This is a genomic window from Enterobacter sp. JBIWA005, from assembly GCF_019968805.1.
GTDB classification, from domain to species: Bacteria; Pseudomonadota; Gammaproteobacteria; order Enterobacterales; family Enterobacteriaceae; genus Enterobacter; species Enterobacter vonholyi.
Window position 1 is genome coordinate 3,254,851 of sequence record NZ_CP074159.1, and the last position, 22,040, is coordinate 3,276,890.

General features: G+C 59.3%; 20 protein-coding genes. 5 read left to right on the top strand and 15 right to left on the bottom strand.

All coding sequences use genetic code 11. The features are described from left to right. Nucleotides 1-196 precede the first annotated feature (196 nt). From glpA to glpC, 3 genes are read left to right on the top strand one after another with little or no spacing between them, the layout of a single operon-like run. Nucleotides 197-1,825: an anaerobic glycerol-3-phosphate dehydrogenase subunit A gene (gene glpA, locus KGP22_RS15390; protein WP_223580030.1), complete on the top strand. Its 1,629-nt coding sequence runs from the start codon at nt 197-199 to the stop codon at nt 1,823-1,825. Then, nucleotides 1,815-3,032 carry a glycerol-3-phosphate dehydrogenase subunit GlpB gene (gene glpB / locus KGP22_RS15395; protein WP_111965285.1) on the top strand — a complete coding sequence of 406 codons (1,218 nt, stop codon included), beginning with the start codon at nt 1,815-1,817 and terminating at the stop codon, nt 3,030-3,032. The genes glpA and glpB overlap by 11 nt, the downstream gene beginning before the upstream one ends. Beyond that, complete coding sequence (glpC, locus tag KGP22_RS15400; protein WP_149366450.1) at nt 3,029-4,219, top strand: anaerobic glycerol-3-phosphate dehydrogenase subunit GlpC; 1,191 nt, start codon at nt 3,029-3,031, stop codon at nt 4,217-4,219. Before glpB ends, glpC begins: the two co-directional genes overlap by 4 nt. Nucleotides 4,220-4,252: 33 nt before the next feature. Here the strand turns inward: glpC and KGP22_RS15405 are convergent, their stop codons facing one another. From KGP22_RS15405 to KGP22_RS15450, 10 genes are all read right to left on the bottom strand, one after another. Continuing rightward, on the bottom strand, nt 4,253-5,452 hold the full coding sequence (locus KGP22_RS15405; RefSeq protein ID WP_111965283.1) for a nicotinamide mononucleotide deamidase-related protein YfaY: 1,200 nt from the start codon (nt 5,450-5,452) through the stop codon (nt 4,253-4,255). Nucleotides 5,453-5,545: 93 nt separating this feature from the next. Next, nucleotides 5,546-6,085 carry a YfaZ family outer membrane protein gene (locus KGP22_RS15410; protein ID WP_111965282.1) on the bottom strand — a complete coding sequence of 180 codons (540 nt, stop codon included), beginning with the start codon at nt 6,083-6,085 and terminating at the stop codon, nt 5,546-5,548. Nucleotides 6,086-6,209: 124 nt separating this feature from the next. Further along, nucleotides 6,210-7,571: an o-succinylbenzoate--CoA ligase gene (gene menE, locus KGP22_RS15415; RefSeq protein ID WP_223580032.1), complete on the bottom strand. Its 1,362-nt coding sequence runs from the start codon at nt 7,569-7,571 to the stop codon at nt 6,210-6,212. Continuing rightward, a complete protein-coding gene (gene menC, locus KGP22_RS15420; RefSeq protein WP_223580034.1) occupies nt 7,568-8,533 on the bottom strand; it encodes an o-succinylbenzoate synthase in 966 nt (321 codons plus the stop codon). Before menC ends, menE begins: the two co-directional genes overlap by 4 nt. Then, complete coding sequence (gene menB / locus KGP22_RS15425) at nt 8,533-9,390, bottom strand: 1,4-dihydroxy-2-naphthoyl-CoA synthase (RefSeq protein WP_223580036.1); 858 nt, start codon at nt 9,388-9,390, stop codon at nt 8,533-8,535. The genes menC and menB overlap by 1 nt, the downstream gene beginning before the upstream one ends. Next, on the bottom strand, nt 9,387-10,163 hold the full coding sequence (gene menH, locus KGP22_RS15430) for a 2-succinyl-6-hydroxy-2,4-cyclohexadiene-1-carboxylate synthase (protein WP_223580038.1): 777 nt from the start codon (nt 10,161-10,163) through the stop codon (nt 9,387-9,389). Before menH ends, menB begins: the two co-directional genes overlap by 4 nt. Continuing rightward, nucleotides 10,160-11,830: a 2-succinyl-5-enolpyruvyl-6-hydroxy-3-cyclohexene-1-carboxylic-acid synthase gene (gene menD / locus KGP22_RS15435; RefSeq protein WP_223580040.1), complete on the bottom strand. Its 1,671-nt coding sequence runs from the start codon at nt 11,828-11,830 to the stop codon at nt 10,160-10,162. The genes menH and menD overlap by 4 nt, the downstream gene beginning before the upstream one ends. A gap of 88 nt (nt 11,831-11,918) precedes the next feature. Further along, on the bottom strand, nt 11,919-13,214 hold the full coding sequence (menF, locus tag KGP22_RS15440; protein WP_223580042.1) for an isochorismate synthase MenF: 1,296 nt from the start codon (nt 13,212-13,214) through the stop codon (nt 11,919-11,921). Between the two features lie 86 nt (nt 13,215-13,300). After that, on the bottom strand, nt 13,301-13,606 hold the full coding sequence (elaB, locus tag KGP22_RS15445; RefSeq protein WP_008500219.1) for a stress response protein ElaB: 306 nt from the start codon (nt 13,604-13,606) through the stop codon (nt 13,301-13,303). A 53-nt stretch (nt 13,607-13,659) separates the two neighbouring features. After that, complete coding sequence (locus tag KGP22_RS15450; protein ID WP_223580044.1) at nt 13,660-14,121, bottom strand: GNAT family N-acetyltransferase; 462 nt, start codon at nt 14,119-14,121, stop codon at nt 13,660-13,662. Nucleotides 14,122-14,192: 71 nt separating this feature from the next. Here KGP22_RS15450 and rbn point away from each other — a divergent pair, with 71 nt between their 5' ends. Further along, nucleotides 14,193-15,110, top strand: a complete 918-nt coding sequence (gene rbn / locus KGP22_RS15455) for a ribonuclease BN (RefSeq protein WP_223580053.1) — start codon at nt 14,193-14,195, stop codon at nt 15,108-15,110. Nucleotides 15,111-15,174: 64 nt separating this feature from the next. Beyond that, nucleotides 15,175-16,179, top strand: a complete 1,005-nt coding sequence (locus KGP22_RS15460) for a chemotaxis protein (protein ID WP_136195492.1) — start codon at nt 15,175-15,177, stop codon at nt 16,177-16,179. Between the two features lie 91 nt (nt 16,180-16,270). On the opposite strand, the gene nuoN is transcribed toward KGP22_RS15460, so the two are convergent. The 5 genes from nuoN to nuoJ form a co-directional block, all read right to left on the bottom strand. Then, nucleotides 16,271-17,728 (bottom strand): NADH-quinone oxidoreductase subunit NuoN, encoded by a 1,458-nt coding sequence (gene nuoN / locus KGP22_RS15465; RefSeq protein ID WP_023312531.1) that lies wholly within the window; start codon nt 17,726-17,728, stop codon nt 16,271-16,273. Nucleotides 17,729-17,734: 6 nt separating this feature from the next. Further along, on the bottom strand, nt 17,735-19,264 hold the full coding sequence (nuoM, locus tag KGP22_RS15470; protein WP_023312532.1) for an NADH-quinone oxidoreductase subunit M: 1,530 nt from the start codon (nt 19,262-19,264) through the stop codon (nt 17,735-17,737). A 76-nt stretch (nt 19,265-19,340) separates the two neighbouring features. Beyond that, entirely contained in the window at nt 19,341-21,182 is a 1,842-nt protein-coding gene (gene nuoL / locus KGP22_RS15475; RefSeq protein WP_111965274.1) for an NADH-quinone oxidoreductase subunit L, read from the bottom strand. Then, nucleotides 21,179-21,481, bottom strand: coding sequence for an NADH-quinone oxidoreductase subunit NuoK (nuoK, locus tag KGP22_RS15480; RefSeq protein WP_003861496.1), 303 nt, complete (start codon nt 21,479-21,481; stop codon nt 21,179-21,181). The genes nuoL and nuoK overlap by 4 nt, the downstream gene beginning before the upstream one ends. Then, nucleotides 21,478-22,032: an NADH-quinone oxidoreductase subunit J gene (gene nuoJ / locus KGP22_RS15485; RefSeq protein WP_008500212.1), complete on the bottom strand. Its 555-nt coding sequence runs from the start codon at nt 22,030-22,032 to the stop codon at nt 21,478-21,480. The genes nuoK and nuoJ overlap by 4 nt, the downstream gene beginning before the upstream one ends. Between the last annotated feature and the right edge of the window lie 8 nt (nt 22,033-22,040).

The following is a 22,040-nucleotide window of genomic DNA, read 5'->3' on the forward strand; positions in this document are numbered from 1 at the left end:
AGGCGGGGATGTTAAGAAATCACGGTGATTGTTACTGTGAATCAACGCACAGATTGTTACAGAAATATGACAGAATGCGCAAAAAGGCGCATGAAATCACGTTTCACTTTCGAATTCCGCGCGTTTATGTTCGAAATCAAACAAACCACAAAATTAATATGGCTAAATGATAAAAAACGAACATAGAGGGTAAACAATGACCAGTCACGATCCTCGTTATAGTGATGTGATAATCATTGGTGGTGGCGCAACCGGCGCCGGGATCGCGCGCGATTGCGCCCTTCGCGGCTTAAGCGTCACGCTTCTGGAACGCCATGATATCGCCACGGGCGCAACCGGACGTAACCACGGCCTGCTGCACAGCGGCGCCCGGTATGCGGTCACCGACGCTGAATCCGCGCGCGAATGTATTGCTGAAAACCAGATCCTCAAGCGTATCGCCCGCCACTGCATTGAGCCGACTGACGGCCTATTTATCACTCTTCCCGAAGATGACCTTACCTTCCAGGACACCTTTATTACCGCCTGCTGTGCAGCGGGCATTCAGGCTGAGGCCATGGATCCGGTTCTGGCGCGGCGGCTGGAACCGTCGGTTAACCCGGCGCTTATCGGCGCGGTTAAAGTGCCTGACGGCACCGTTGACCCCTTCCGCCTGACTGCCGCCAACATGCTGGACGCCCGCGAACATGGCGCTCACATCCTGACCGGACACGAAGTGACCGGGCTTATCCGCGAGGGAAACCGCATCTGCGGCGTACGGATCGTTGATACGCAATATAACGAACACAGCGAGCTGTATGCCGCCGTGGTGGTTAACGCGGCGGGGATATGGGGGCAGCGCATCGCGGAATACGCGGACCTGTCGGTGCGCATGTTCCCGGCGAAAGGCTCGCTGCTGATCCTCGACCACCGCATCAATAACCACGTAATTAACCGCTGCCGCAAACCGTCAGATGCCGATATTCTGGTGCCGGGTGACACCATCTCATTAATCGGTACGACCTCAACCCACGTGGACTATAGCGAGATTGACTACAACCGCGTTACCGCTGAAGAGGTCGATGTCCTGCTGCGCGAAGGGGAAAAACTGGCCCCGGTGATGGCGCAGACGCGTATTCTGCGCGCCTACGCAGGCGTGCGTCCGCTGGTCGCCAGCGATAACGATCCGAGCGGGCGTAACGTCAGCCGAGGCATTGTGCTGCTCGATCACGCCGAGCGTGACGGGCTGGACGGGTTTATCACCATCACCGGCGGCAAGCTGATGACCTACCGCCTGATGGCCGAGTGGGCGACCGATGCCGTCGCCCGCAAGCTGGGCAATACCGAACGGTGCGTGACGGCAGAACAACCCCTGCCCGGCTCGCGTCAGTCCAACGAAAAAACGCTGCAAAAAATCATCTCCCTGCCCGCGCCACTGCGCGGATCCGCTATTTACCGCCACGGCGACAGAACGCCGCAGTGGCTCGGTGAAGGGCGCCTGAGCCGCAGCCTGGTGTGCGAGTGCGAAGCCGTCACCGCCGGTGAGGTGCAGTACGCGGTGGAAAATCTGACGGTTAACAGCCTGCTCGATCTTCGCCGCCGCACCCGCGTCGGAATGGGGACCTGTCAGGGCGAGCTGTGCGCCTGTCGTGCCGCCGGACTGCTGCAGCGCTTTCATACCACCACCGCCACCCAGTCGCTCGATCAGCTCAGCGCGTTTTTAAACGAGCGCTGGAAAGGCATTCAGCCTGTCGCCTGGGGCGATGCCCTGCGCGAAAGCGAATTTACCCGCTGGGTCTACCAGGGGCTTTGCGGTCTTGAGAAGGAGCAACACGATGAAATTTGATACCGTAATCGTCGGCGGCGGGCTGGCAGGCCTGCTCTGCGGCATCAGGCTCACCAGGCAGGGGCTGCGCTGCGCCATTATCACACGGGGCCAGAGCGCCCTGCACTTCTCGTCGGGCTCGCTGGATCTGGTGGACGAAACGTACCGCGATAAGCTGCCTCCGGAGCACCCCTATCACCTGATTGGCGCGCACAACGTTGACCGCTTTGCGCTGGAAACCGAAGCGCTGCTGGCGGACTGCGGTGCGCGTCTGAAGGGAAGCGCCCGGCTCAATCACCAGCGCGTCACGCCGCTCGGTACCTTACGCTCTGCCTGGCTCAGCCCGGAGGAGGTGCCCGTTGCCCCCTTCAATGCCGCGCGCGTTCGGGTCGTGGGTATTAGTGGTTTTCTGGATTTTCAGCCCCATCTCGCGGCGGCGTCGCTTTGCCGCCAGGGTATCAATGCCGAAACGGCAGAGATAGAGCTACCTGAGCTTGATGTCCTGCGCGATAACCCGAGCGAGTTTCGCGCGGTGAATATCGCCCGATTTCTGGATAACGAGGACAAATGGCCGCTGCTGTATGACGCGCTCAGGCCCCTCAGCGACAGCTGTGACGCCCTGCTGATGCCCGCCTGCTTTGGCTTACGCGACAACCGGCTCTGGCGCTGGCTCTCGGATCGTCTGCCCTGCTCGCTCGGCCTGCTGCCAACGCTGCCTCCGTCCGTACCCGGCATTCGTCTGCATACCCAGCTCCAGCGCCAGTTTGTCGCGCAGGGCGGCGTGTGGATGGCGGGTGATGAGGTGAAAAAAATCACTCTGACCGGCGGCGCGGTGAGCGAAATCTGGACGCGCAACCACGACGATATTCCGCTTCGTGCGCGCTATACGGTGCTGGCAAGCGGCAGCTTCTTCAGCAACGGGCTGCTGAGCAGCCGGGAGGGTATCCGGGAAGCTATTATGGGACTGGATGTTCGCCAGCATGCCTCCCGCGCGGACTGGTATCAAAGTGATTTCTTCTCGCCGCAGCCCTGGCAGCAGTTCGGCGTGATTGTCGATAACCACCTGCATCCGCAGCTTGCCGGTAGACCTGTCAGTAATCTCTTTGCCATCGGCTCGCTGCTGGGCGGGTACGATCCTATTGCTCAGGGGTGCGGTGGCGGCGTCTGCGCCGTCACGGCGCTGTATGTGGCAGAGCAGATTAGCCAGCGCACGGAGGCTGAACAATGAACGATACCCGTTTTGAAAGCTGCATCAAATGCACGGTGTGTACCACCGTCTGCCCGGTCAGCGGCGTGAACCCACGCTATCCCGGACCAAAGCAGGCCGGACCGGACGGCGAGCGTCTGCGCCTGAAGGACGGCAAGCTGTATGATGAAGCGCTGAAATACTGCATCAACTGCAAACGCTGCGAAGTCGCCTGCCCGTCGGATGTGAAAATCGGCGATATCATCCAGCGCGCCCGGGCGCGCTACAGCGCGCAAAAGCCGTCGCTGCGGGACGCGATTCTGAGCCATACCGATCTGATGGGCAGCGTCTCTACGCCGTTTGCCCCGCTGGTGAATGCCGCGACCTCCCTCAAACCGGTGCGCCAGCTGCTGGATGCCACGCTGAAGATAGACCATCACCGCAGCCTGCCGAAATATTCTCACGGTACGTTCCGCCGCTGGTATAAATCCGTCGCGGCGAAACAGGCGCAGTACGCCGAGCAGGTGGCCTTTTTCCACGGCTGCTACGTGAATTACAACCACCCGCAGCTGGGTAAAGACCTGCTGAAGGTGCTGAACGCCATGGGAACGGGCGTTCAGCTACTGAATAAAGAGAAGTGCTGCGGCGTACCGCTGATCGCCAACGGGTTTACCGATAAAGCGCGCAGGCAGGCTCAGAGCAATGTCACGTCACTGCGCGAAGCGATTGTTGATAAAGGTATTCCGGTGCTGGCGACCTCGTCCACCTGTACCTTTACCCTGCGCGATGAGTACCCGCATCTGCTGGACGTGGACAACACCGGACTGCGCGAGCACATCGAGCTGGCGACACGTTTCCTGTGGCGCAAGCTGGATAGCGGGCAGACGTTGCCGCTGAGGGAATTATCCCTGAAGGTGGTGTATCACACACCTTGTCATATGGAGAAGATGGGCTGGTCGCTCTATACGCTGGAGCTGCTGCGGCTAATCCCGGGGCTGGAGCTGACGGTGCTGGACTCGCGCTGCTGCGGGATTGCGGGAACCTACGGCTTTAAGCGTGAAAACTACGAAACGTCACAGGCGATTGGCGCCCCGCTGTTTCGTCAGATTGAGGAGAGCGGCGCAGATATCGTAGTAACGGACTGCGAAACCTGCAAATGGCAGATTGAGATGTCCACCAGCAAGCGCTGCGAACATCCGATTACGCTGCTGGCAAAGGCGCTCGGCTGAACATGGCCGGGGCGAAAGGCCCCGGCGCAGGTGTTACTCCACGAACAACGACTCAACCACGTTAATCCAGCCGTGCTCGCTGGCCACCTCTTTGCCATTCAGCCAGCGGCGCAGCATATTCAACGCCATCATGGCGCACACCTCCTGACGCACCGCCAGGCTGTGGCGGGTAATGCTCATTTTTACCCGCAGGGCGTGGGTGCCCTCGGGCGTCGCCAGCGCGAAGTTGAGATGTTCTTCATCAAGCCCGCCGACAAACAGCGCCAGACCGGCAAAATGCTTCACCCTTCTCTCGGACGCCCAGCGGGCGGTCTGCGCCAGGGTCTCCTGCTGGAACGGCACAACTTCGCTGGCCAGCAGCGGCGCGTTGACGCGCGACAGCTGCAGCGCCAGCAGGCCACCGGTGAACTGCTCGCTTAAGGTCACGCTGAGCTGACGCGCCTGCAGATGCTTCGCAATCTGCGCGGGCAACCCTTCCGTACCTTCAAAGATCAGGCTTTCACCAGCCACGCGCTGCACCTCGGGCCACAACGCCAGCATCGCCTCTTTCTGCTCGGCCGGGCCTGTCAGCTTAAGTTCAATGATCGGCATGGAGGAGCGATAGCCCATGGACACGCCCGGCGGCAGCGGAAGGTGATCGAGGCTCTGGGCCAGATCGCTTTCCGAGCGGCCAAAGGTGGTCAGACGCAGGCACAGCGGCGGTTCCGGCAGGGTAAAACGCTGGCGAAGGCGCGGCAGGATCTGCTGCTCGACCATCACTTTAAATTCTGAGGGCACGCCCGGCGTGAAGAACATCAGGCAGCGGTTCAGCTGCATGGCAAATCCGCACGCGGTACCCACCGGGTTATCAACCAGCTCGGCGCTGGCGGGAATTTCAGCCTGTTTGCGATTGCTGGGGGCCATGACGCGGCCACGTTCGGAGAAAAAGCGCTCCATCTGCGAAAGCCACGCCTCGTGCAGCACAAGCCCTTCGCCTTTTGCGGTCGCGGCGGCCAGCGCGCTGAGATCGTCACTGGTAGGGCCGAGCCCACCGTTCACAATCAGCACGTCACAGTGCTCACTGCGTTCACGCAGAATAGCGACCAGTGACTCAAGATTGTCGCCCACCGTATTGCGGCGCGTTAACGGTAATCCTTGCTCAAAGAAAAGATCGGCAAGCCAGGCAGCATTGGTATCAATAATTTGTCCATGCAGCACTTCGTCGCCGGTGGATAACATCTCCACGTTAATCATTATGTTCTCCCGCTTATTTGGTCAAAACACTATAACGCAAACGCGGGGTGGATAAGAGAGAAACTGGCGCGACAGATTGCCGCGCCGGAGTGATTAAAAGCCTGCGCTGACGCCCACGTACGGGCCGTCGGCCAGCGCGTTGTCGCGGTTGCCGTCTTTACCGGCCAGGTTCAGATAGCGATAGCCCGCTTCGATGGTAATCGGACGCATGATGGTCCAGCGCGCGCCGGCGTTAGCCTCTTCATAGCTTTCGATACCGCTTGAGAGGGAGTCCGGCGAATAGTAGTACTCACCAAACAGGCCGAAGCTGTCGCCAATTTTCCACTGCAGGCCGCCGCCCACTGCCGCCGCGTACCCTTCGTCACCGTCATTTGGGTTGGTATAGATACCTTTACCGCCGACGGTGGCCAGGAACGGGCCAAGAGGAACGTTGAGACCCAGGCCGAGGCTGGCCGCGTCGCCGTCATCATCGTTATGCGTCCAGCCGCCGGTCATCGCCAGACCCGAAGTCTCGGTACCCATGCCAAAGCCAAGGTGGGTATAATCCTGACCCGCCGATCCGTTAATGCTGATGGCGTTAGCCGCCGCAGATACAACCATCAGGCCTAAGCCCACTAATGCCACTTTTTTCATTGTCGTGATCCCGCACAATTATTATAAAGAAGTCCCAAAACCGCGAGATTTTAACCGGAGTCTCCCGGGGATCAAGCACTCTGCGTGCGGCAGGTCATTAGATTGTAACTATTTGAAACGGCTATTATCCCTTCAGCGATGCGTTCACCCATTGCTGCAACGCGCGGCGCGAGACTTTAATACCGCCATTTTTGAGTTCGGTCGGCAACAGCAGCCAGCGGACGGGTTGCTCAAAACGCGCCACCTTATCCCTCACCCAGTCAGGTAAACAGGTGATATCCGTTCCCGGCTCGCACTCCACTACCGCCACCGGACGCTGCCCAAACTCGGCGTCGTCCAGCGGAACAATAAATACCTGGTTAACCTGCGGGTGCGTGGCGATAACGCGTTCCAGCGATTCCGGCTGGATCCCTTCTCCGCCGCTAAAAAAGAGGTTGTCCATGCGGCCCAGGATCGTCAGACGTCCGTTATGCCATTCGCCGCTATCGCGTGTGGCGAACCATCCCTGCGCGTTGGTCAGCGGAATCAGTTCGCCATCCCGCCAGTAGCCAGAGGCCATGCTTTGCGCCCTGATCCAGACTTCCCCGTTAACCACCTGAACCTCTCTGCCCGGCAGCGCATAGCCCACGTCCGGCTCGCCGTCCGCCTCTTTCGCGCAGACGGTAGAGGCAAACTCGGTCAGGCCGTAGCCGCAGAAGGTGCGAATATCCTGCTCTCTCGCCTGTTCGGTCAATTCAACAGGGATGGCCGCCCCGCCCAGCAGCACCGCTTTCAGTGCAACATGCTGGTGTGAATTAAGCAGACGCCAGAGCTGGGTTGGCACCAGCGAGGCGTGGGTACAGCCGCACAGCGCCTCCGCCAGCGGCTGTTTCTCGCGCACGGTTAAGCGCGCGCCGGCCTGCAGCCAGCGCCATAAAATTCCCTGGCCGGAAACGTGAAACAGCGGCAGCGAAAGCAGCCAGTCGTCGTCTTCACCGTAGGGTATCAGCGACAAAACGCCGCGCGCGCTGGCAAGATGGGCCTCGCAGGTATGGACCGCCGCTTTCGGCAGCCCGGTAGAGCCGGAGGTCAGCGTCATGGACGCCAGCCGCGCCGGTTGCCACGCAGCGCAATACGCATCGGTGGTCTCGCGCATGCCCAGGGCAGGAAGACCGTCGTAGCTGCCGTCCAGCACCAGCGCAAAGCGCAACGTCATCTGCGGGAGCAGCACGTCCAGCAGCGGGCGCGGCAGCTGCGGATTCACGGGAAGAATACGCGCCCCGCACTGGAGCAGCGCCAGCCACGCCAGCAGGGTGTGCGGATGATTATGGGCCAGCAGCAGCACGCCGTCGCCCTCCTCCACGCCCTGACGGTGAAAGCCCGCCGCAAGGCGGTCAATGCGCGCGCACAGCTGTTGCCAGCTGAGCACCTCGTCGTTCAGACTCAGGGCCGGTTTATCGGCAAACTGCGCACACCAGTGCCGCCACGGCCAGTCGGTAAAACTCATTGCAGCGGCTCCAGCGCCGTAACGTCGAGGCACGGCAGCGCGCTGTCCGGCCACGGGCGGAGAAGCTGAGCCTGCATCAGGTTCAGCGTGTCGAGACCGGGGACCGTGTCAGGCGTTAACCAGGCGGCAATCCGCGCCAGCTGGGTTAGCCCAAGGCTGGACTCAATCGACGAGCTGATGACCGCCTTCAGCCCTAAGGCGTTCGCCGCCGCGACCTGCTCGCGCACTTTCGCCAGGCTGCCGGTCAGCGTCGGTTTAATCACCACCCCGCTGACGCCGGGTTCGGCGACAAATTCGAAATCGGCCTCGCGCAGGCTTTCATCCCAGGCGATGGCAATTCCCGTTTCGCGGGCAAACGCGCGCGAATCCTCCCGCGTCTTGCACGGCTCTTCGAGGAAGGCAATGCGGCTGCGGTACGCCGGGTTGACGTACTTCGCAAACTGCTGCGCCTTAAGCGGCGTCCAGGCGCGGTTGGCGTCCAGACGCAGATGAAGATCGGGGATCGCTTCCAGCAGCAGGTTGGCGACCATGCCGTCGCGCACTGCCTCATAGAGCCCAACTTTGATTTTCGCGACCTTCTCGCCCGGCATAGCGGAGAGCAGCGCGAAGAGTTCGTCCGGATCGCCCGTGCAGAGCGGTGCCGTGCGGTAATTTCCCGCTTCCGGCAGGCTGCCGTCCAGCTCCGCGAGCGCGCAGCTGATACCAAAAGCTGCGGAAGGCACATCCGGCAATACCGGATCCGCGCCCTCACGCCACGCGTCCGCCCACGCCAGCAATGCTGACTGCGCGTCTTCCAGCGACTCCATGCTAAAGCCCGGCAGCGGTGAAATCTCGCCCCAGCCTTCCCGCTCGTCCTGCTGCAGATGCACGAAGAAGCCGTCACGGGTTTTTAACCGCCGTTCACGCAGCACCACGCCCGCGTCCATCGGTATCTGCCAGCGGTAAACCTGCGCGCGACGCATTACGGGTTCCGTTTGTATTTGCTGAAGTCCGGCTGGCGTTTTTCGTTAAACGCGTTGCGCCCTTCCTGACCCTCTTCGGTCATGTAGAACAGCATGGTGGCGTTGCCCGCCAGCTCCTGCAGACCCGCCTGACCGTCACAGTCGGCGTTAAGTGCCGCTTTCAGGCAGCGCAGCGCCATCGGGCTGTTTTGCAGCATTTCACGGCACCAGCACACGGTCTCTTTTTCGAGATCGGCAAGCGGCACCACGGTGTTCACCAGGCCCATATCCAGCGCTTCCTGCGCGTTGTACTGGCGGCACAGGAACCAGATTTCGCGGGCCTTTTTCTGCCCGACGATGCGCGCCATGTAGGAGGCACCCCAGCCGCCGTCGAAGGATCCCACTTTCGGGCCCGTCTGGCCGAAGATGGCGTTCTCGGCGGCAATAGTCAGGTCACACATCATGTGCAGCACGTGGCCGCCGCCGATGGAGTAGCCCGCCACCATCGCCACCACCGGTTTTGGACAGGTGCGGATCTGACGCTGGAAATCGAGGACGTTCAGGTGGTGCGTACCCGCGTCGTCCTGGTATCCGCCGTAGTCACCGCGCACTTTCTGATCGCCGCCGGAGCAGAACGCTTTATCGCCTTCGCCGGTCAGGACAATCACGCCGATGTTATCGTCGTAGCGCGCATCCGCCAGGGCCTGAATCATCTCTTTCACGGTCAGCGGACGGAAGGCATTACGCACCTGCGGACGGTTAATGGTGATTTTAGCAATGCCGTCGGTGGATTTATGGTAACGAATGTCGGTGTAGCCTTCGGAGCAGTCTTGCCATTCAACCGGTGCATAGAGCATGTTTTCATCAGGGTAGATCATAGAGTGTCCTTTATGCGAAGACGCAGTATCTGAGCCAGACTTGCGGTAACCGCATCGGGGTTTTCCCGGTGGGCGTTGTGTCCGGCGTTGGGAATTGCATGGCGAACGGCGTTCAGCTCAGCGGCCAGGGCCGCAAACTTCTCATCACGTTCGCCATAGAGATAATCAAAAGAGAAATCGCGCGCGCTCAGGGCAGCACGCAGGTCGGGCTGCACGGCCAGCGACGTTGCCTCGAGCATCATCGCCAGCCTCGCGCCGCTGTTATGGCTGCGCAGGGTAATCAGCGCGTCGCGCTGGGCGTCCGTAAGGGAGGCGAAAACGGGCTGTTGGTACCAGTCAGCGAACGCTTTCTCCAGCGGTTCGGTACGAAAACGCGTTGCCCAGCGGCGGTCGGATGCCAGCCGCGCATTTCGCGCATCGGCATCCTGCAGGCCCGGATGCCCTCCCTCCACCACCACGCCATGCAGCCCCTTCGGCTGCTGGCAGGCATGGAACATCGCAATGCGGCCGCCGAGGGAGTACCCGACAAGCCAGAATTTAAGTATGTTGTAACTAAGCAGGGTTCGGGTGAGCAACGCGCTCATCTCGTCAAACCCCTTCACACCCAGATTCCGGGATCCACCGTGCCCCGGCAGATCCAGATATAGCCTGCGATAATCGCTAAGTCCTTCACCGACCCTCTGCCACTCGCGACAGTCACCCGAAAAACCGTGCAAAAAGACCAGCCAGGGATAGCCTGGTTTTCCGGCCTGCAGCACGCCCGAAAGGATCACAGCTGGCTCACCTGCGCCAGCAGGCTTTGCAGGGCCTGCGCACCGTCAGCATCGTTCACCACAAGCTCAATCAGCGTCGCGCCCGGCTGTTTCCATGCGCTGTTTAACGCCGCGTCCAGCTGTTCCCAGCTTTCCGGGCGATGGTATTTCAGGCTAAACATCGCCGCGGCGTGTTCGAACTGCACGTTCTGCGGCATCAGATAGAAACGCTCGCGCTCGCTCTGCGGCGTAGGCAGCAGGGAGAAAATCTGCCCACCGTTGTTGTTGACCACAATCAGCACAAACGGGGCTGACGCCTGACGCAGCAGCGCCAGCGCGTTGAGATCGTAGAGCGCGGAGAGATCGCCCACGATCGCCAGCGTCGATTTCGCGCTGGCGCGCTGTACGCCCGCCGCCGTGGAGATCAGCCCGTCGATGCCGCTGGCACCACGGTTGCTGTACACCGGGTAGCCCGCGGGCAGCTTCGAAAAAGCGTCAATCAGCCGCACGACCAGGCTGTTGCCGACAAACAGCTGCCCCTGCTCGGGCAGGTACTGGCGAATACGGTGCGCCAGCCCGGCTTCGCTAAACGCTTCACAGTGCGCTTTGGTTAGTTCCCACGCCTGGCGCGAAAGGTCCGGAATGGCAACCGCCCAGGGCTTGCGTTTCTCAGCCGGATGAAGCGCCAGCCAGGCGTCGATACTGCTCACCAGACGACGGCCGCGGTGGTGCGCCGGGTCAAGCCGCCCTTCCAGCGCGTCCACCAGCCAGTACTCGTCCGGTGTGCAGGTCGCCTGCCACTGCAGTAACCGTTTGCCGGTCAAGCTCGATCCAAGCTGGACCACAATCTGCGCCTGCGCCAGTTCGGTGACCGCTTTGGCATTACCCAGCCAGAGATCGGCGCACGGCAGCGGCTGACCGGTCTGGGAAAGCACGTCGCCTATCAGCGGCCAGCCCAGGGTTTGCGCCCATTCGGCAACCAGCTTGCCTTCAGAGGCGCTCATGCGCCCGGCGATAACCACGCCGCGCTTCTGTCGCCAGAAGAACCAATCGCGCTGCTTCGCGCTCTCGAGATGCGTCTGCTCGCGCAACCACGGTTTTTCACTCTCCCACCAGTCGCCGAGGGTCTGCTGCCAGTCAAGACCCGTGTCGTCCAGCTCACCGTAAAGCGGCTCGGCAAACGGGCAGTTGATATGCAACGATCCGCTACGCAACGTCTCCATGGCGTGATCGACGGTAGAGACCAGCCAGCTTGCCGGAATATCCTGGGTGGGACGGGGCAGCGAAATCGTCTGCGAAGGATGCGAAGAAAAGAGTCCCGGCTGGCGAATGGCCTGATTGGCGCCGCAGTCGATAAGCTCAGGGGGACGATCGGCCGTCAGCAGAATCAGTTTTTCACCGGTTAACCCGGCTTCAATCAGCGCCGGATAGAGGTTCGCCACGGCGGTACCGGAAGTGACAATCACCGCCACGGGTTCTTTGCTGACCTTCGCCAGACCCAGCGCAAGATGGCCGAGGCCGCGCTCATCAAAGTGGGTGTGGTGAATTAACGCCCGGTTTTCGGCGGCCGCCAGCGTCAGCGGCGTTGAGCGAGAACCCGGTGCAATACACACGTGCCTGACGCCATGGCGCGTCAGGGCTTCAAGGATCACCGCCGCCCAGCGTCGGTTAAAAGAACTTACTGACATGAGATTGTCCGGTATCAAGAATGCGACACAGTATAAATAATAGAAAAAATTGGAATTTTGATATGAATCGGGATTGCGCGAATCTGTATTAATCCCTTAGGAGCAGAGAGCGCAATCCGGCGGCTTTGTTTTCAATCTCCTGCCACTCCTGCTCCGGGTCAGATCTGCTGACGATACCGGCGCCGGCGTAGAGCCGCAGGGAGTCCTCCTGAACGCGCGCGGAGCGCAGCGCCACGCAAAACTCACTCTGCTCGGGGGATAAATACCCGGCCGAACCGGCGTACCATTCGCGGTTAAAGGGTTCAACCTTCTGAATAAACTCGCGCGCAGGCTGTCGGGGTAATCCGGCAACGGCTGCGGTTGGCTGCAACATGAGCAGACACTGCTCGTCATCAGCCTGTTTAAGCTCGGTCCAGATACAGCGGCGCAAATGCTGCACTTTACGCAGGCGTACCACCTGGGGGGGCAGTACCTCGAGCGTCTGCGTAGAGTGCTGAAGACGCTGACAGATATCCTCCACAACCAGCATATTTTCACGCTGGTTTTTATCATCGTTCAGCAGCCACTCGCCGAGACGCTGCGCCTGGCTATCATCGCTATGGCTGGCGACGGTGCCCGCCAGCGCTTCCGTACGCAGCAGCGTGCCGCGCCGCCGCCACAGACGCTCGGGGGTCGAGCCGAGAAACGCGTTGCGGGCGTCGAAAATCATGCAGAAATGGTAGCAATGTAAATTCAGGGCCCGGCTGGCTGCCATCAGCGCGACGGGGTTTACGCGCTGTGTAAAACGAATATCGGTTGCCCGGGCGAGAACCACTTTTTCAAATTCACCGCACGCAATGGTCTCTGTCGCCCTGCGGATAAGCGTCAGCCATTCGGCCTGCTGCGGCAGATGGGTTTCGTGCTCTACCTGAACGGACAGCGGGCGGATAGGCCTTGCAGGACGGAGCTGCTGTAAAAAATCCAGCGCGGCGCGGGCATCTTCCTGAAGAGAATAATTGCTCCACAACTGCAGGCGCAGCGTGGCGTTGCCGGCGGTACGTCGCCAGAGCAGCCGCGGTAAAAAGAGGCTCCCCTGCTCCGGATTAAAAGCGTTCAGGCCGCAGATACGGGTATCTTGTGCCGCATTTTGCTCGCGCAAAAACTGCGTGGCTAACGCCAGAGAGGAAAATTGGGTAACCGCCCCCAGCGCAGCCAGCTCTTCATCGCCGTTACGCTGTTGCCAGTAAAACTGCGGATAGCACTGCTGAGCCCCAAGCCAGGCGAGAGGGTCGAAGGCGTCGTTTAACGGGAAAGAGACGTCGAAATGACGTAAGCCGGGTGTTGCGGGTAACGCTTGCGAAAGCTGGGTACGCAATTGCTCCAGCGCGAGGAAAATCGAATTCACGCGAACCTCTCCCTGTTAAAACCTCGTATTATACGGGGTACTGACGATAAATAGCAGTACCCACGTATAGGGAGTGGTTAAGCGGTTTAGCGACGGGCCAGCAGCAGCCCCAGTACCAGCCCTACGGCAGCCCCCACGCCAATACCCTGCCACGGTTTTTCATGCACGTAATCATCGGCACGATACACTGCTTTTTTGGCGCGGTAGTAGTAGGTATCAGACGCATGGCTGACGCGGTTTTTCACTTCATGCAGCGCCTGTTCGGCGCGGGCTTTTAGCTCTATATATTTCTGATCGGCAGGGTCGCCCGAGGAACGTAACACCTCTTCCAGCGTTTCGCTCAGTAAAGCCAGGTCGTCGTCGATACGGGTATCCCAGGATTGAAATGACATATTTTTCTCCATGTTAGTACACCAGTCCGCTAACTATAGCCAACGACTCGCTATTACGCCTGCTTCGCTTCTCGCGCCATGCCGACGTGGGGAATGCCATCTTCATCGTACACATCGGTGACCGGCACGAAACCAAAGTGGCCGTAGAAGGACTGCAGGTGTGCCTGCGCGCCCAGGTATAACGCCTTGTCAGGCCACTGTTTCCGGCACGCCTCCAGCGTTTTTTCCATCAGCTGATAGCCCAGCTTTTCGCCGCGCGCCTTACCGCTGATGATGACGCGGCCAATGACGACAGGCTCAAAATCGTCTTCGCTTTTCAGAATCCTCGCATACGCCACCAGCTCGTTATTCCGCCAGCCGAGTATATGGCGGTTCTCCCCAACGAGATCGTCGCCGTCGATGTCCTGATACGGGCAGGTCTGTTCAACCACAAAAACTTCGCAGCGCAGTTTCAGCAGGGCGTAAAGTGAATGAACGGTGAGTTCGCTATGATGTAAATCTTGCCACTGGATCATGTCAGTCTCCTTCCTGGGGTTCATCACGTTATACTAAACCCCTCTCCGTTCGGCAAAGGGCTGATTACATTATGGAACTGATTTTTCTGGGTACGTCCGCTGGCGTGCCAACCCGCTCACGAAACGTGACGGCGATCCTGCTGGATCTTAAGCATCCCACCCGCGGCGGGCTGTGGCTGTTTGACTGCGGTGAAGGGACGCAGCATCAGCTGTTACACACCGCTTACCACCCCGGCAAGCTGGATAAAATTTTTATCACCCATCTGCATGGCGACCACCTGTTTGGCCTTCCCGGCCTGCTGTGCAGCCGCTCGATGGCCGGAAACGCCAACCCGCTGACGATTTACGGGCCAGCGGGTATTCGTGAATTTGTCGAAACTACGCTACGCCTGAGCGGGTCATGGACAGATTATCCCCTGGAGGTCGTTGAGATTACCGAAGGCCTGGTTTTCGATGACGGCGAATATAAGGTGAGCGCTCAGCCGCTCAGTCACCCTGTCGAGTGCTATGGCTACCGTATTGATGCGTATGATAAACCCGGCGCGCTGGATGCCGCCGCGCTGATGGCCGACGGCGTAAAACCCGGGCCGCTGTTCCAGCGCCTGAAGCACGGTGAGACCGTCACGCTGGAGGACGGGCGCGTCATCAACGGCCAGGATTATCTCGCCGCACCGCAGCCCGGCAAAAAGCTGGCGATATTTGGCGACACGGCCCCGTGCCCGGCAGCGCTTCACCTTGCCCAGGGCGTGGATGTGATGGTGCATGAAGCAACGCTTGAAACAGCGATGGAAGAAAAAGCCAACAGCCGGGGCCATAGCTCTACGCGTCAGGCGGCGCAGCTTGCCCGTAACGCGGGCGTCGGGAGACTCATCGTCACCCATGTCAGCTCGCGCTACGACGCGCGGGGCTGTGAAAAGCTGCTGGCAGAGTGCCGCGCGCTGTTCCCGGAATGTGAGCTGGCCGAAGATTTCGCTCAGGTCAGCGTTTAGTCCTTCATTTTTCCCTCAGGATGCCGATAACGATTAAAAGGTCAGCATTTCTCTCGAGGGTAGAATGGATAATTTCCAGAAAGATATTGATGACAGGGCGAATCTGACCCTGTCGAACCGTTTTGAACTGTTGCTGTTCCGTCTTGGCACTTCTCTTAACGAAAATAAATCTGAGCTGTTTGGCATTAACGTCTTTAAACTGCGTGAAATTGTGCCGATGCCGGAGTTCACGAAACCTGCCGGGATGAAATCACCGCTGATGGGAATGGTGAATATTCGCGATCAGGTGATCCCGGTGATCGACCTGGCCGCCGTGGCGGGCTGTAAGCCCACCACCGGGCTGAATATCCTGCTGATCACCGAATACGCGCGCAGCGTACAGGCGTTTGCCGTGGAGTCGGTTGAGAACATCATGCGTCTGGACTGGAAGCAGGTGCACGCGGCGGAAACCGCCGTCAGCGGTCGCTACATCACCAGCATCGCCTGCCTGGACGAGAAAACGGATACCAACGATCTGGCGATGGTGCTGGACGTTGAGCAGATCCTGTACGACATCACCCCGGCCAATCACGATCTGCACGCCACCAATCTGAAGACCACCAAATTCCATATTAAGCCAGGCGCTGTCGCCATCGTCGCGGAAGATTCGAAAGTCGCGCGTTCGATGCTGGAGAAAGGCCTGCAGGCGATGGAGATCCCGGCACAGCTGCATATCACCGGCAAAGATGCGTGGGAGAAAATTGGCGTACTGGCCGCTCAGGCGCAGGCTGAAGGAGTTCCCATCACCGACAAGATCGCGCTTGTGCTGACCGATCTTGAAATGCCGGAGATGGACGGCTTTACGCTGACGCGCAAAATCAAAACCGACCCGTTCCTGAAAGACATTCCGGTGGTGATCCACTCTTCCCTTTCCGGCAACGCCAACGAAGATCATATTCGTAAGGTGAAGGCGGACGGTTACGTGGCGAAGTTTGAGCTGAACGAGCTGTCGTCGGTGATTGAGGAAGTGCTGGACCGCTCGATGAAGAAGATTGACGGGCCGCTTATAAGCAGGAAGCAGCTGGCTTAAGTCTGGTGCGGGCTGGTGCCCTCACCCCGTCCCTCTCCCACAGGGAGAGGGCGAAAAACATAAAAAAACCCGCCGAGGCGGGTTTTTTGTTTTACATCAGCGGCATCGCTCGCTGCACGATATCAATCAGCGGCTGCGGATAGATACCGAAGATCAGCACCAGCAGCGCCGAGATAAGCACTACGATACCACCGGCGCTGTACTGCCAGTTGGTTGGGGCATCACGGTTGAGCTGCTGAGGCGCACTCAGGTACAGGCTCACGGCCACGCGCAGGTAGTAGTAGAGACCAATCGCGGAACCGATCACCACGCCCGCGGTCAGCCACCACAGGTGCGCCTGCACACCGACGGCCAGCACGTAGAATTTACCGATAAAGCCAAGCGTCATCGGGATACCTGCCAGAGAGAGCATCATCACGGTCATCACCGCAGACAGGATCGGACGGTGCCAGAACAGGCCACGGTAGGAGAACAGTGAATCGGCATCCGGACCACGGTACGGGCTGGACATCAGGCTCACCACGCCGAAGGCGCCGAGACTGCTGAACAGGTAACCGGCCAGATACACGCCAACGGTTTCCATCGACATCTCGCCGCTCTGCAGCGCAATCAGCGCCACCATCAGGTAGCCCAGATGAGAGATAGACGAGTAGCCCAGCAGACGCTTGATGTTGGTCTGGCTCAGCGCCATCAGGTTACCGAAGATGATGGAGACGAACGCGATAATGCCCAGCACCACGCGTACCGCTTCGCTGTCACCTACCGGCGCGTACAGGAACAGACGCATGACCACACCGAAGATAGCGATTTTGCTCGCCGTCGCCAGGAAGGTCGACACCGGAGCCGGAGCGCCCTGGTATACGTCTGGCGTCCATAGGTGGAACGGCACCAGAGAGAGTTTGAAGCCAAGGCCAACAATCATCATGCCCAGACCCGCCAGCAGCAGCGGCTCATGCAGCATGCCGTCGCCTAGGCTCTTGCCGAGCGCCATGAAGGAGAGATTACCGGACTGTGCGTACAGCAGCGCAATACCAAACAGCAGGAACGAGGATGCAGCAGCAGACAGAATAGTGTACTTGATGCTTGCTTCCAGGGAGCGCTTCTGACGGAAGGCGTAACCAATCAGGCCGAACAGCGGCAGAGATATCAGCTCAATGCCGAGGAACAGCGCGGCCAGGTGGTTCGCATTCGCCAGCAGAATGCCGCCCAGCGCGGCAATCAGAACCAGCAGGTAAAACTCTTCTTTATTGTCGTTGTAGCCTTCGAGCCACGGGTACGCAAAGGTACAGGTTGCCAGGCTTGCCAGCAGCACCAGTCCGGTATACAGCATGGCGTAACCGTCAACGCGCATCAGCGGGGTGACGTCCATCGCCCCACCCTGACCAACAAACCAGAGAGAGACTAACGCGGCGTTCAGGCCGATGACCGACAGCGTGGCATTCAGGAAGTGATTGCGTCGCCACGCAATGGAGAGCATCACAACCACCACCGTCAATCCGACGATCAGCAGCGGTAGCAGCGCGATCAGTTGTTGTGGAGTTATTGTCATGGCGAATTACGGCCTTGTAGTAGAAGCAGAATTAACAAACCACTGCTGGATGTTACCCATCGCGCTGTGCGAGGTATCCAGAATTGGCTGCGGGAAGAAGCCCAGCAGCACCAGCAGTACGACCAGCAGCAGGATGATGAACAGCTCACGCAGCGACATCCCCGGCAGTTCTTGTGCAGCAATTTCGCTCTTCGCTTTACCGAAGTAAGCGCGGTGCAGCATCGCCAGCGAGTATACGGAAGCGAACACCAGACCAAACGTGGAGATCACGGTAATCACCGGTACCACTTTGAAGCTGCCGAACAGAATCATAAATTCGCCGACGAAGTTACCGGTACCCGGCATCCCCAGGGTAGCCACCGCGAAGAACATGGACAGCGCTGGCAGCCACTTAATTTTGCTCCACAGACCGCCCATCATACGCATATCGCGGGTATGCAGACGTTCGTACAGCTGACCGCACAGGATGAAGAGGCCGGCTGCAGACAGACCGTGCGCAATCATCTGGATCACCGCGCCCTGGTACGCCAGCTGGCTGCCGGTGTAGATAGCAATCAGCACGAAGCCCATGTGGGAAACGGAGGTGTAGGCAATCAGACGCTTGATGTCGTACTGCGTGAAGGCCATCCAGGCACCGTAGAAGATACCGATCACACCCAGCCACATGGCAATCGGTGCGAACTCTGCGGAGGCGTTCGGGAACAGCGGCAGAGCGAAACGCAGCAGACCGTAGGCCGCCGTTTTCAGCAAGATGCCCGCCAGGTCAACGGAACCCGCCGTTGGTGCCTGAGAGTGCGCGTCTGGCAGCCAGCCGTGCAGCGGAACGACCGGCATTTTCACCGCGAACGCGATGAAGAAGCCCAGCATCAGCAGATATTCAACGCCGTGCGACATTGGGGTCTTCAGCAGGTCTTCGTAGTTAAAGGTCCAGGTGCCGGTCGCGTTGTGGTGAACAAACACCAGCGCCAGAATGGCAATCAACATCACCAGACCACTCGCCTGGGTATAGATGAAGAACTTGGTTGCCGCCGTGATACGCGTTTTACCGTCGGACGCCTTGTGGCCCCACAGCGCGATCAGGAAGTACATCGGCACCAGCATCATCTCCCAGAAGAAGAAGAACAGGAACATGTCGATGGCAAGGAACACGCCGATTACGCCGCCCAGGATCCACATCAGGTTCAGGTGGAAGAAGCCCTGGTATTTTTCAATTTCTCGCCAGGAGCAGAGTACCGCCAGAACGCCGAGCAGACCGGTCAGCACCACCATCAGGAGAGACAGACCGTCAATCGCCAGGTGGATCGTAATGCCGAAACGCGGGATCCACGGCAGGATGAACTCAGACTGCCACTGCGGAATGCCCGCAGACTGGGTCAGTGAGTAACCGCCCTGCAACCACAGTTGCAGGCCAAGCGCGAGCGTCAATCCCATGGTGATCAGCGCAATCCAGCGCGGCATCTTCACGCCAAAGCGTTCAGTCTGCCAGCACAGGAAGCCGCCGATGAAGGGAATTAATATTAGCCAGGGTAGTAACATGGCGATTTACATTCCTTTTTAAGGCCCCCAGCAGGGGCCTGATTTTCAACGAATTCGAATAAAATTCACTTAACGATCAACGCAACACCATCAGCAGCGCAAGCACGACAACCGCACCGATGCTCATGGACGCCACATACCAGCGCAGGTAACCGTTCTCGCTGTACAGCAGGCCTTTACCTGCAAAGCGGGAAAGGATCGCCGGGATGTTCATCAGGCTGTTCAGCGGGTCGCGCTTCAGCAGCCACGCGATGCCCAGGAACGGCTTAACGAAGATCATGTCGTACAGCCAGTCGAAGCCCCACGCGTTGTACCACCAGGTGCCCAGCAGGCGGCCCGGCGCACTGTTGGCCACGGCAATGACCAGCGTACGTTTGCCCAGCCACAGCCATGCAGCGATCAGGATGCCCGCGATAGCGACCACACCGGAGGTGATTTCAAGCGTCAGAACGCGACCGTGCTCAAGCTCGGTGGTGTCTGGCAATACGCCCTGCAGCGGTGGCACAATCATCGCGCCAACGAAGGTGGACAGTACCAGCAGCACAATCAGCGGCAGGTGATGGGTAATCCCCTTCCCTGCGTGAGCGTGAATTTGTTCTTTACCGTGGAATACGATGAAAATCATACGGAAGGTATACAGGGAGGTCATGAACGCACCGACCAGACCTGCAACCATCAGATTGATATGACCATTCGCCATGGCACCCGCAAGGATTTCGTCCTTACTGAAGAAGCCCGCGGTGATCAGCGGCAGTGCCGCCAGCGCCGCGCCGCCCACCAGGAAGCAGACATAAACCAGCGGAATGGACTTACGCAGTCCGCCCATTTTGAAGATGTTCTGCTCGTGGTGGCAGGCCAGAATCACGGAACCGGATGAGAGGAACAGCAGCGCTTTAAAGAACGCGTGCGTCATCAGGTGGAAAATGGCCGCGTCCCACGCCTGAACGCCCAGCGCCAGGAACATGTAACCAATCTGGCTCATGGTGGAATACGCGAGAACGCGCTTGATGTCGGTCTGCACCAGCGCGGCAAAGCCTGCCAGCACCAGCGTGACCGCACCGACGATACCCACCAGATGCAGAATTTCCGGGGTCATCAGGAACAGGCCATGGGTACGCGCAATCAGGTAAACACCGGCGGTTACCATGGTCGCAGCGTGGATCAGCGCGGAGACAGGGGTTGGACCCGCCATCGCGTCGGCCAGCCACGTCTGCAACGGCAGCTGCGCGGATTTACCCACGGCACCACCCAGCAGCATCAGCGTTGCCCACCACAGCATGTTGTTGCCTGCGGCGAAGTGCGCCGGCGCCAGTTCCACCATTTCGCGGAAGTTCAGCGTGCCCAGTTCGTTGTAAAGAATGAACAGCGCGAAAGCGAGGAAGACGTCACCCACGCGGGTCACGACGAATGCTTTCATGGCCGCTGCGCCATTCTTCGGATCGGTATAGTAGAAACCGATCAGCAGGTAAGAACACAGACCTACGCCTTCCCAGCCCAGATACATCAGCAGCAGGTTATCGGCCAGCACCAGAACCACCATGCTGGCGATAAACAGGTTGGTGTAGGCGAAGAAGCGGGAGTACCCCTCTTCACCGCGCATATACCAGGAGGCGAACATGTGGATCAGGAAGCCGACGCCGGTGACCACGGAGAGCATGGTCAGCGAGAGGCCGTCCAGCACCAGGTTGAAGCCGATGTTGAAATCACCGACCGACATCCAGGTCCACAGCGGCACGCTGAAAGGCTGACGCCCGTTGTTAAAGAAGTCGATACCCGCATACGCCGTCACCAGCGCAGCCAGGCCAACAGAGCCCATGCCGACGGTGGCAGACAGGTTCTCAGACCAGCGGCCGCGAGAAAACGCCAGCAGCACGAAGCCAATCAGCGGAAAAATAATGGTTAAGGCAAGCATGTTCATCCACGCAACTCACTTACTGAATCGATGTTCAGATTCTGGCGGCGACGATGGAGCTGCAGCAACAGCGCCAGGCCAATACTCGCTTCGGCAGCCGCGAGGCTGATGGCGAGAATGTACATCACCTGACCATCGGTCTGGCCCCAGTAGCTTCCGGCGACCACGAAGGCCAGCGCGGAGGCGTTAATCATGATTTCCAGCCCGATCAGCATAAACAGCAGATTGCGGCGGATAACCAGACCGGTCAGACCCAGAACGAATAAAATCGCAGCGAGGATCAGTCCATGTGTTAAGGGGATCATGCGCGCTCCTCCGTTTTTCTTTTCGCGCGGTCGTCAGTGCGGTTGCTCAGCACCTCGCCAGCACGCTCTTCGCGGCCAACGTGGAAAGCCACAACCAGACCTGCCAGCAGCAGCATTGAGGCCAGTTCAACCGCCAGAACGTATGGGCCAAAGAGCGTGATACCTACCTCTTTCGCGCCAATCGGCGTGCCGTCGATGCCCTGATCGTTAACACCCAGAATGGCGTAAACGATCACCACCAGCATGATGGCCGACAAAATTGCCGGGCCGATCCACACCTGCGGTTTTAACCACTGACGTTCCTGCTCAATTTCAGAGCCGCCCAGGTTCAGCATCATCACCACGAACACGAAGAGCACCATGATGGCCCCGGCGTAGACGATGATTTCCAGCGCACCGGCGAAGTGCGCGCCCAGTGCGAAGAACACCCCGGAAATGGCCAGCAGCGAGATGATTAAGTACAGCAGCGCATGCACCGGATTGGTGTGCGTGATCACTCGCAGCGTAGCCAGGATGGCGATAAGGCCACAGATATAAAAAGCGAATTCCATTGCCCTCT

Excerpts from the sequence above, each read along its gene's own strand:
- menC (WP_223580034.1), bottom strand. The coding sequence starts at position 8,533 with ATGCGTCGCGCGCAGGTTTACCGCTGGCAGATACCGATGGACGCGGGC.
- glpC (WP_149366450.1), top strand. The coding sequence starts at position 3,029 with ATGAACGATACCCGTTTTGAAAGCTGCATCAAATGCACGGTGTGTACC.
- nuoM (WP_023312532.1), bottom strand. The coding sequence starts at position 19,264 with ATGTTACTACCCTGGCTAATATTAATTCCCTTCATCGGCGGCTTCCTG.
- nuoJ (WP_008500212.1), bottom strand. The coding sequence starts at position 22,032 with ATGGAATTCGCTTTTTATATCTGTGGCCTTATCGCCATCCTGGCTACG.
- KGP22_RS15450 (WP_223580044.1), bottom strand. The coding sequence starts at position 14,121 with ATGATCCAGTGGCAAGATTTACATCATAGCGAACTCACCGTTCATTCA.
- KGP22_RS15410 (WP_111965282.1), bottom strand. The coding sequence starts at position 6,085 with ATGAAAAAAGTGGCATTAGTGGGCTTAGGCCTGATGGTTGTATCTGCG.
- KGP22_RS15460 (WP_136195492.1), top strand. The coding sequence starts at position 15,175 with ATGGATAATTTCCAGAAAGATATTGATGACAGGGCGAATCTGACCCTG.
- menD (WP_223580040.1), bottom strand. The coding sequence starts at position 11,830 with ATGTCAGTAAGTTCTTTTAACCGACGCTGGGCGGCGGTGATCCTTGAA.
- nuoK (WP_003861496.1), bottom strand. The coding sequence starts at position 21,481 with ATGATCCCCTTAACACATGGACTGATCCTCGCTGCGATTTTATTCGTT.
- elaB (WP_008500219.1), bottom strand. The coding sequence starts at position 13,606 with ATGTCATTTCAATCCTGGGATACCCGTATCGACGACGACCTGGCTTTA.
- glpB (WP_111965285.1), top strand. The coding sequence starts at position 1,815 with ATGAAATTTGATACCGTAATCGTCGGCGGCGGGCTGGCAGGCCTGCTC.
- KGP22_RS15405 (WP_111965283.1), bottom strand. The coding sequence starts at position 5,452 with ATGATTAACGTGGAGATGTTATCCACCGGCGACGAAGTGCTGCATGGA.
- menB (WP_223580036.1), bottom strand. The coding sequence starts at position 9,390 with ATGATCTACCCTGATGAAAACATGCTCTATGCACCGGTTGAATGGCAA.
- nuoL (WP_111965274.1), bottom strand. The coding sequence starts at position 21,182 with ATGAACATGCTTGCCTTAACCATTATTTTTCCGCTGATTGGCTTCGTG.
- menE (WP_223580032.1), bottom strand. The coding sequence starts at position 7,571 with ATGAGTTTTACCGACTGGCCGTGGCGGCACTGGTGTGCGCAGTTTGCC.
- nuoN (WP_023312531.1), bottom strand. The coding sequence starts at position 17,728 with ATGACAATAACTCCACAACAACTGATCGCGCTGCTACCGCTGCTGATC.
- glpA (WP_223580030.1), top strand. The coding sequence starts at position 197 with ATGACCAGTCACGATCCTCGTTATAGTGATGTGATAATCATTGGTGGT.
- rbn (WP_223580053.1), top strand. The coding sequence starts at position 14,193 with ATGGAACTGATTTTTCTGGGTACGTCCGCTGGCGTGCCAACCCGCTCA.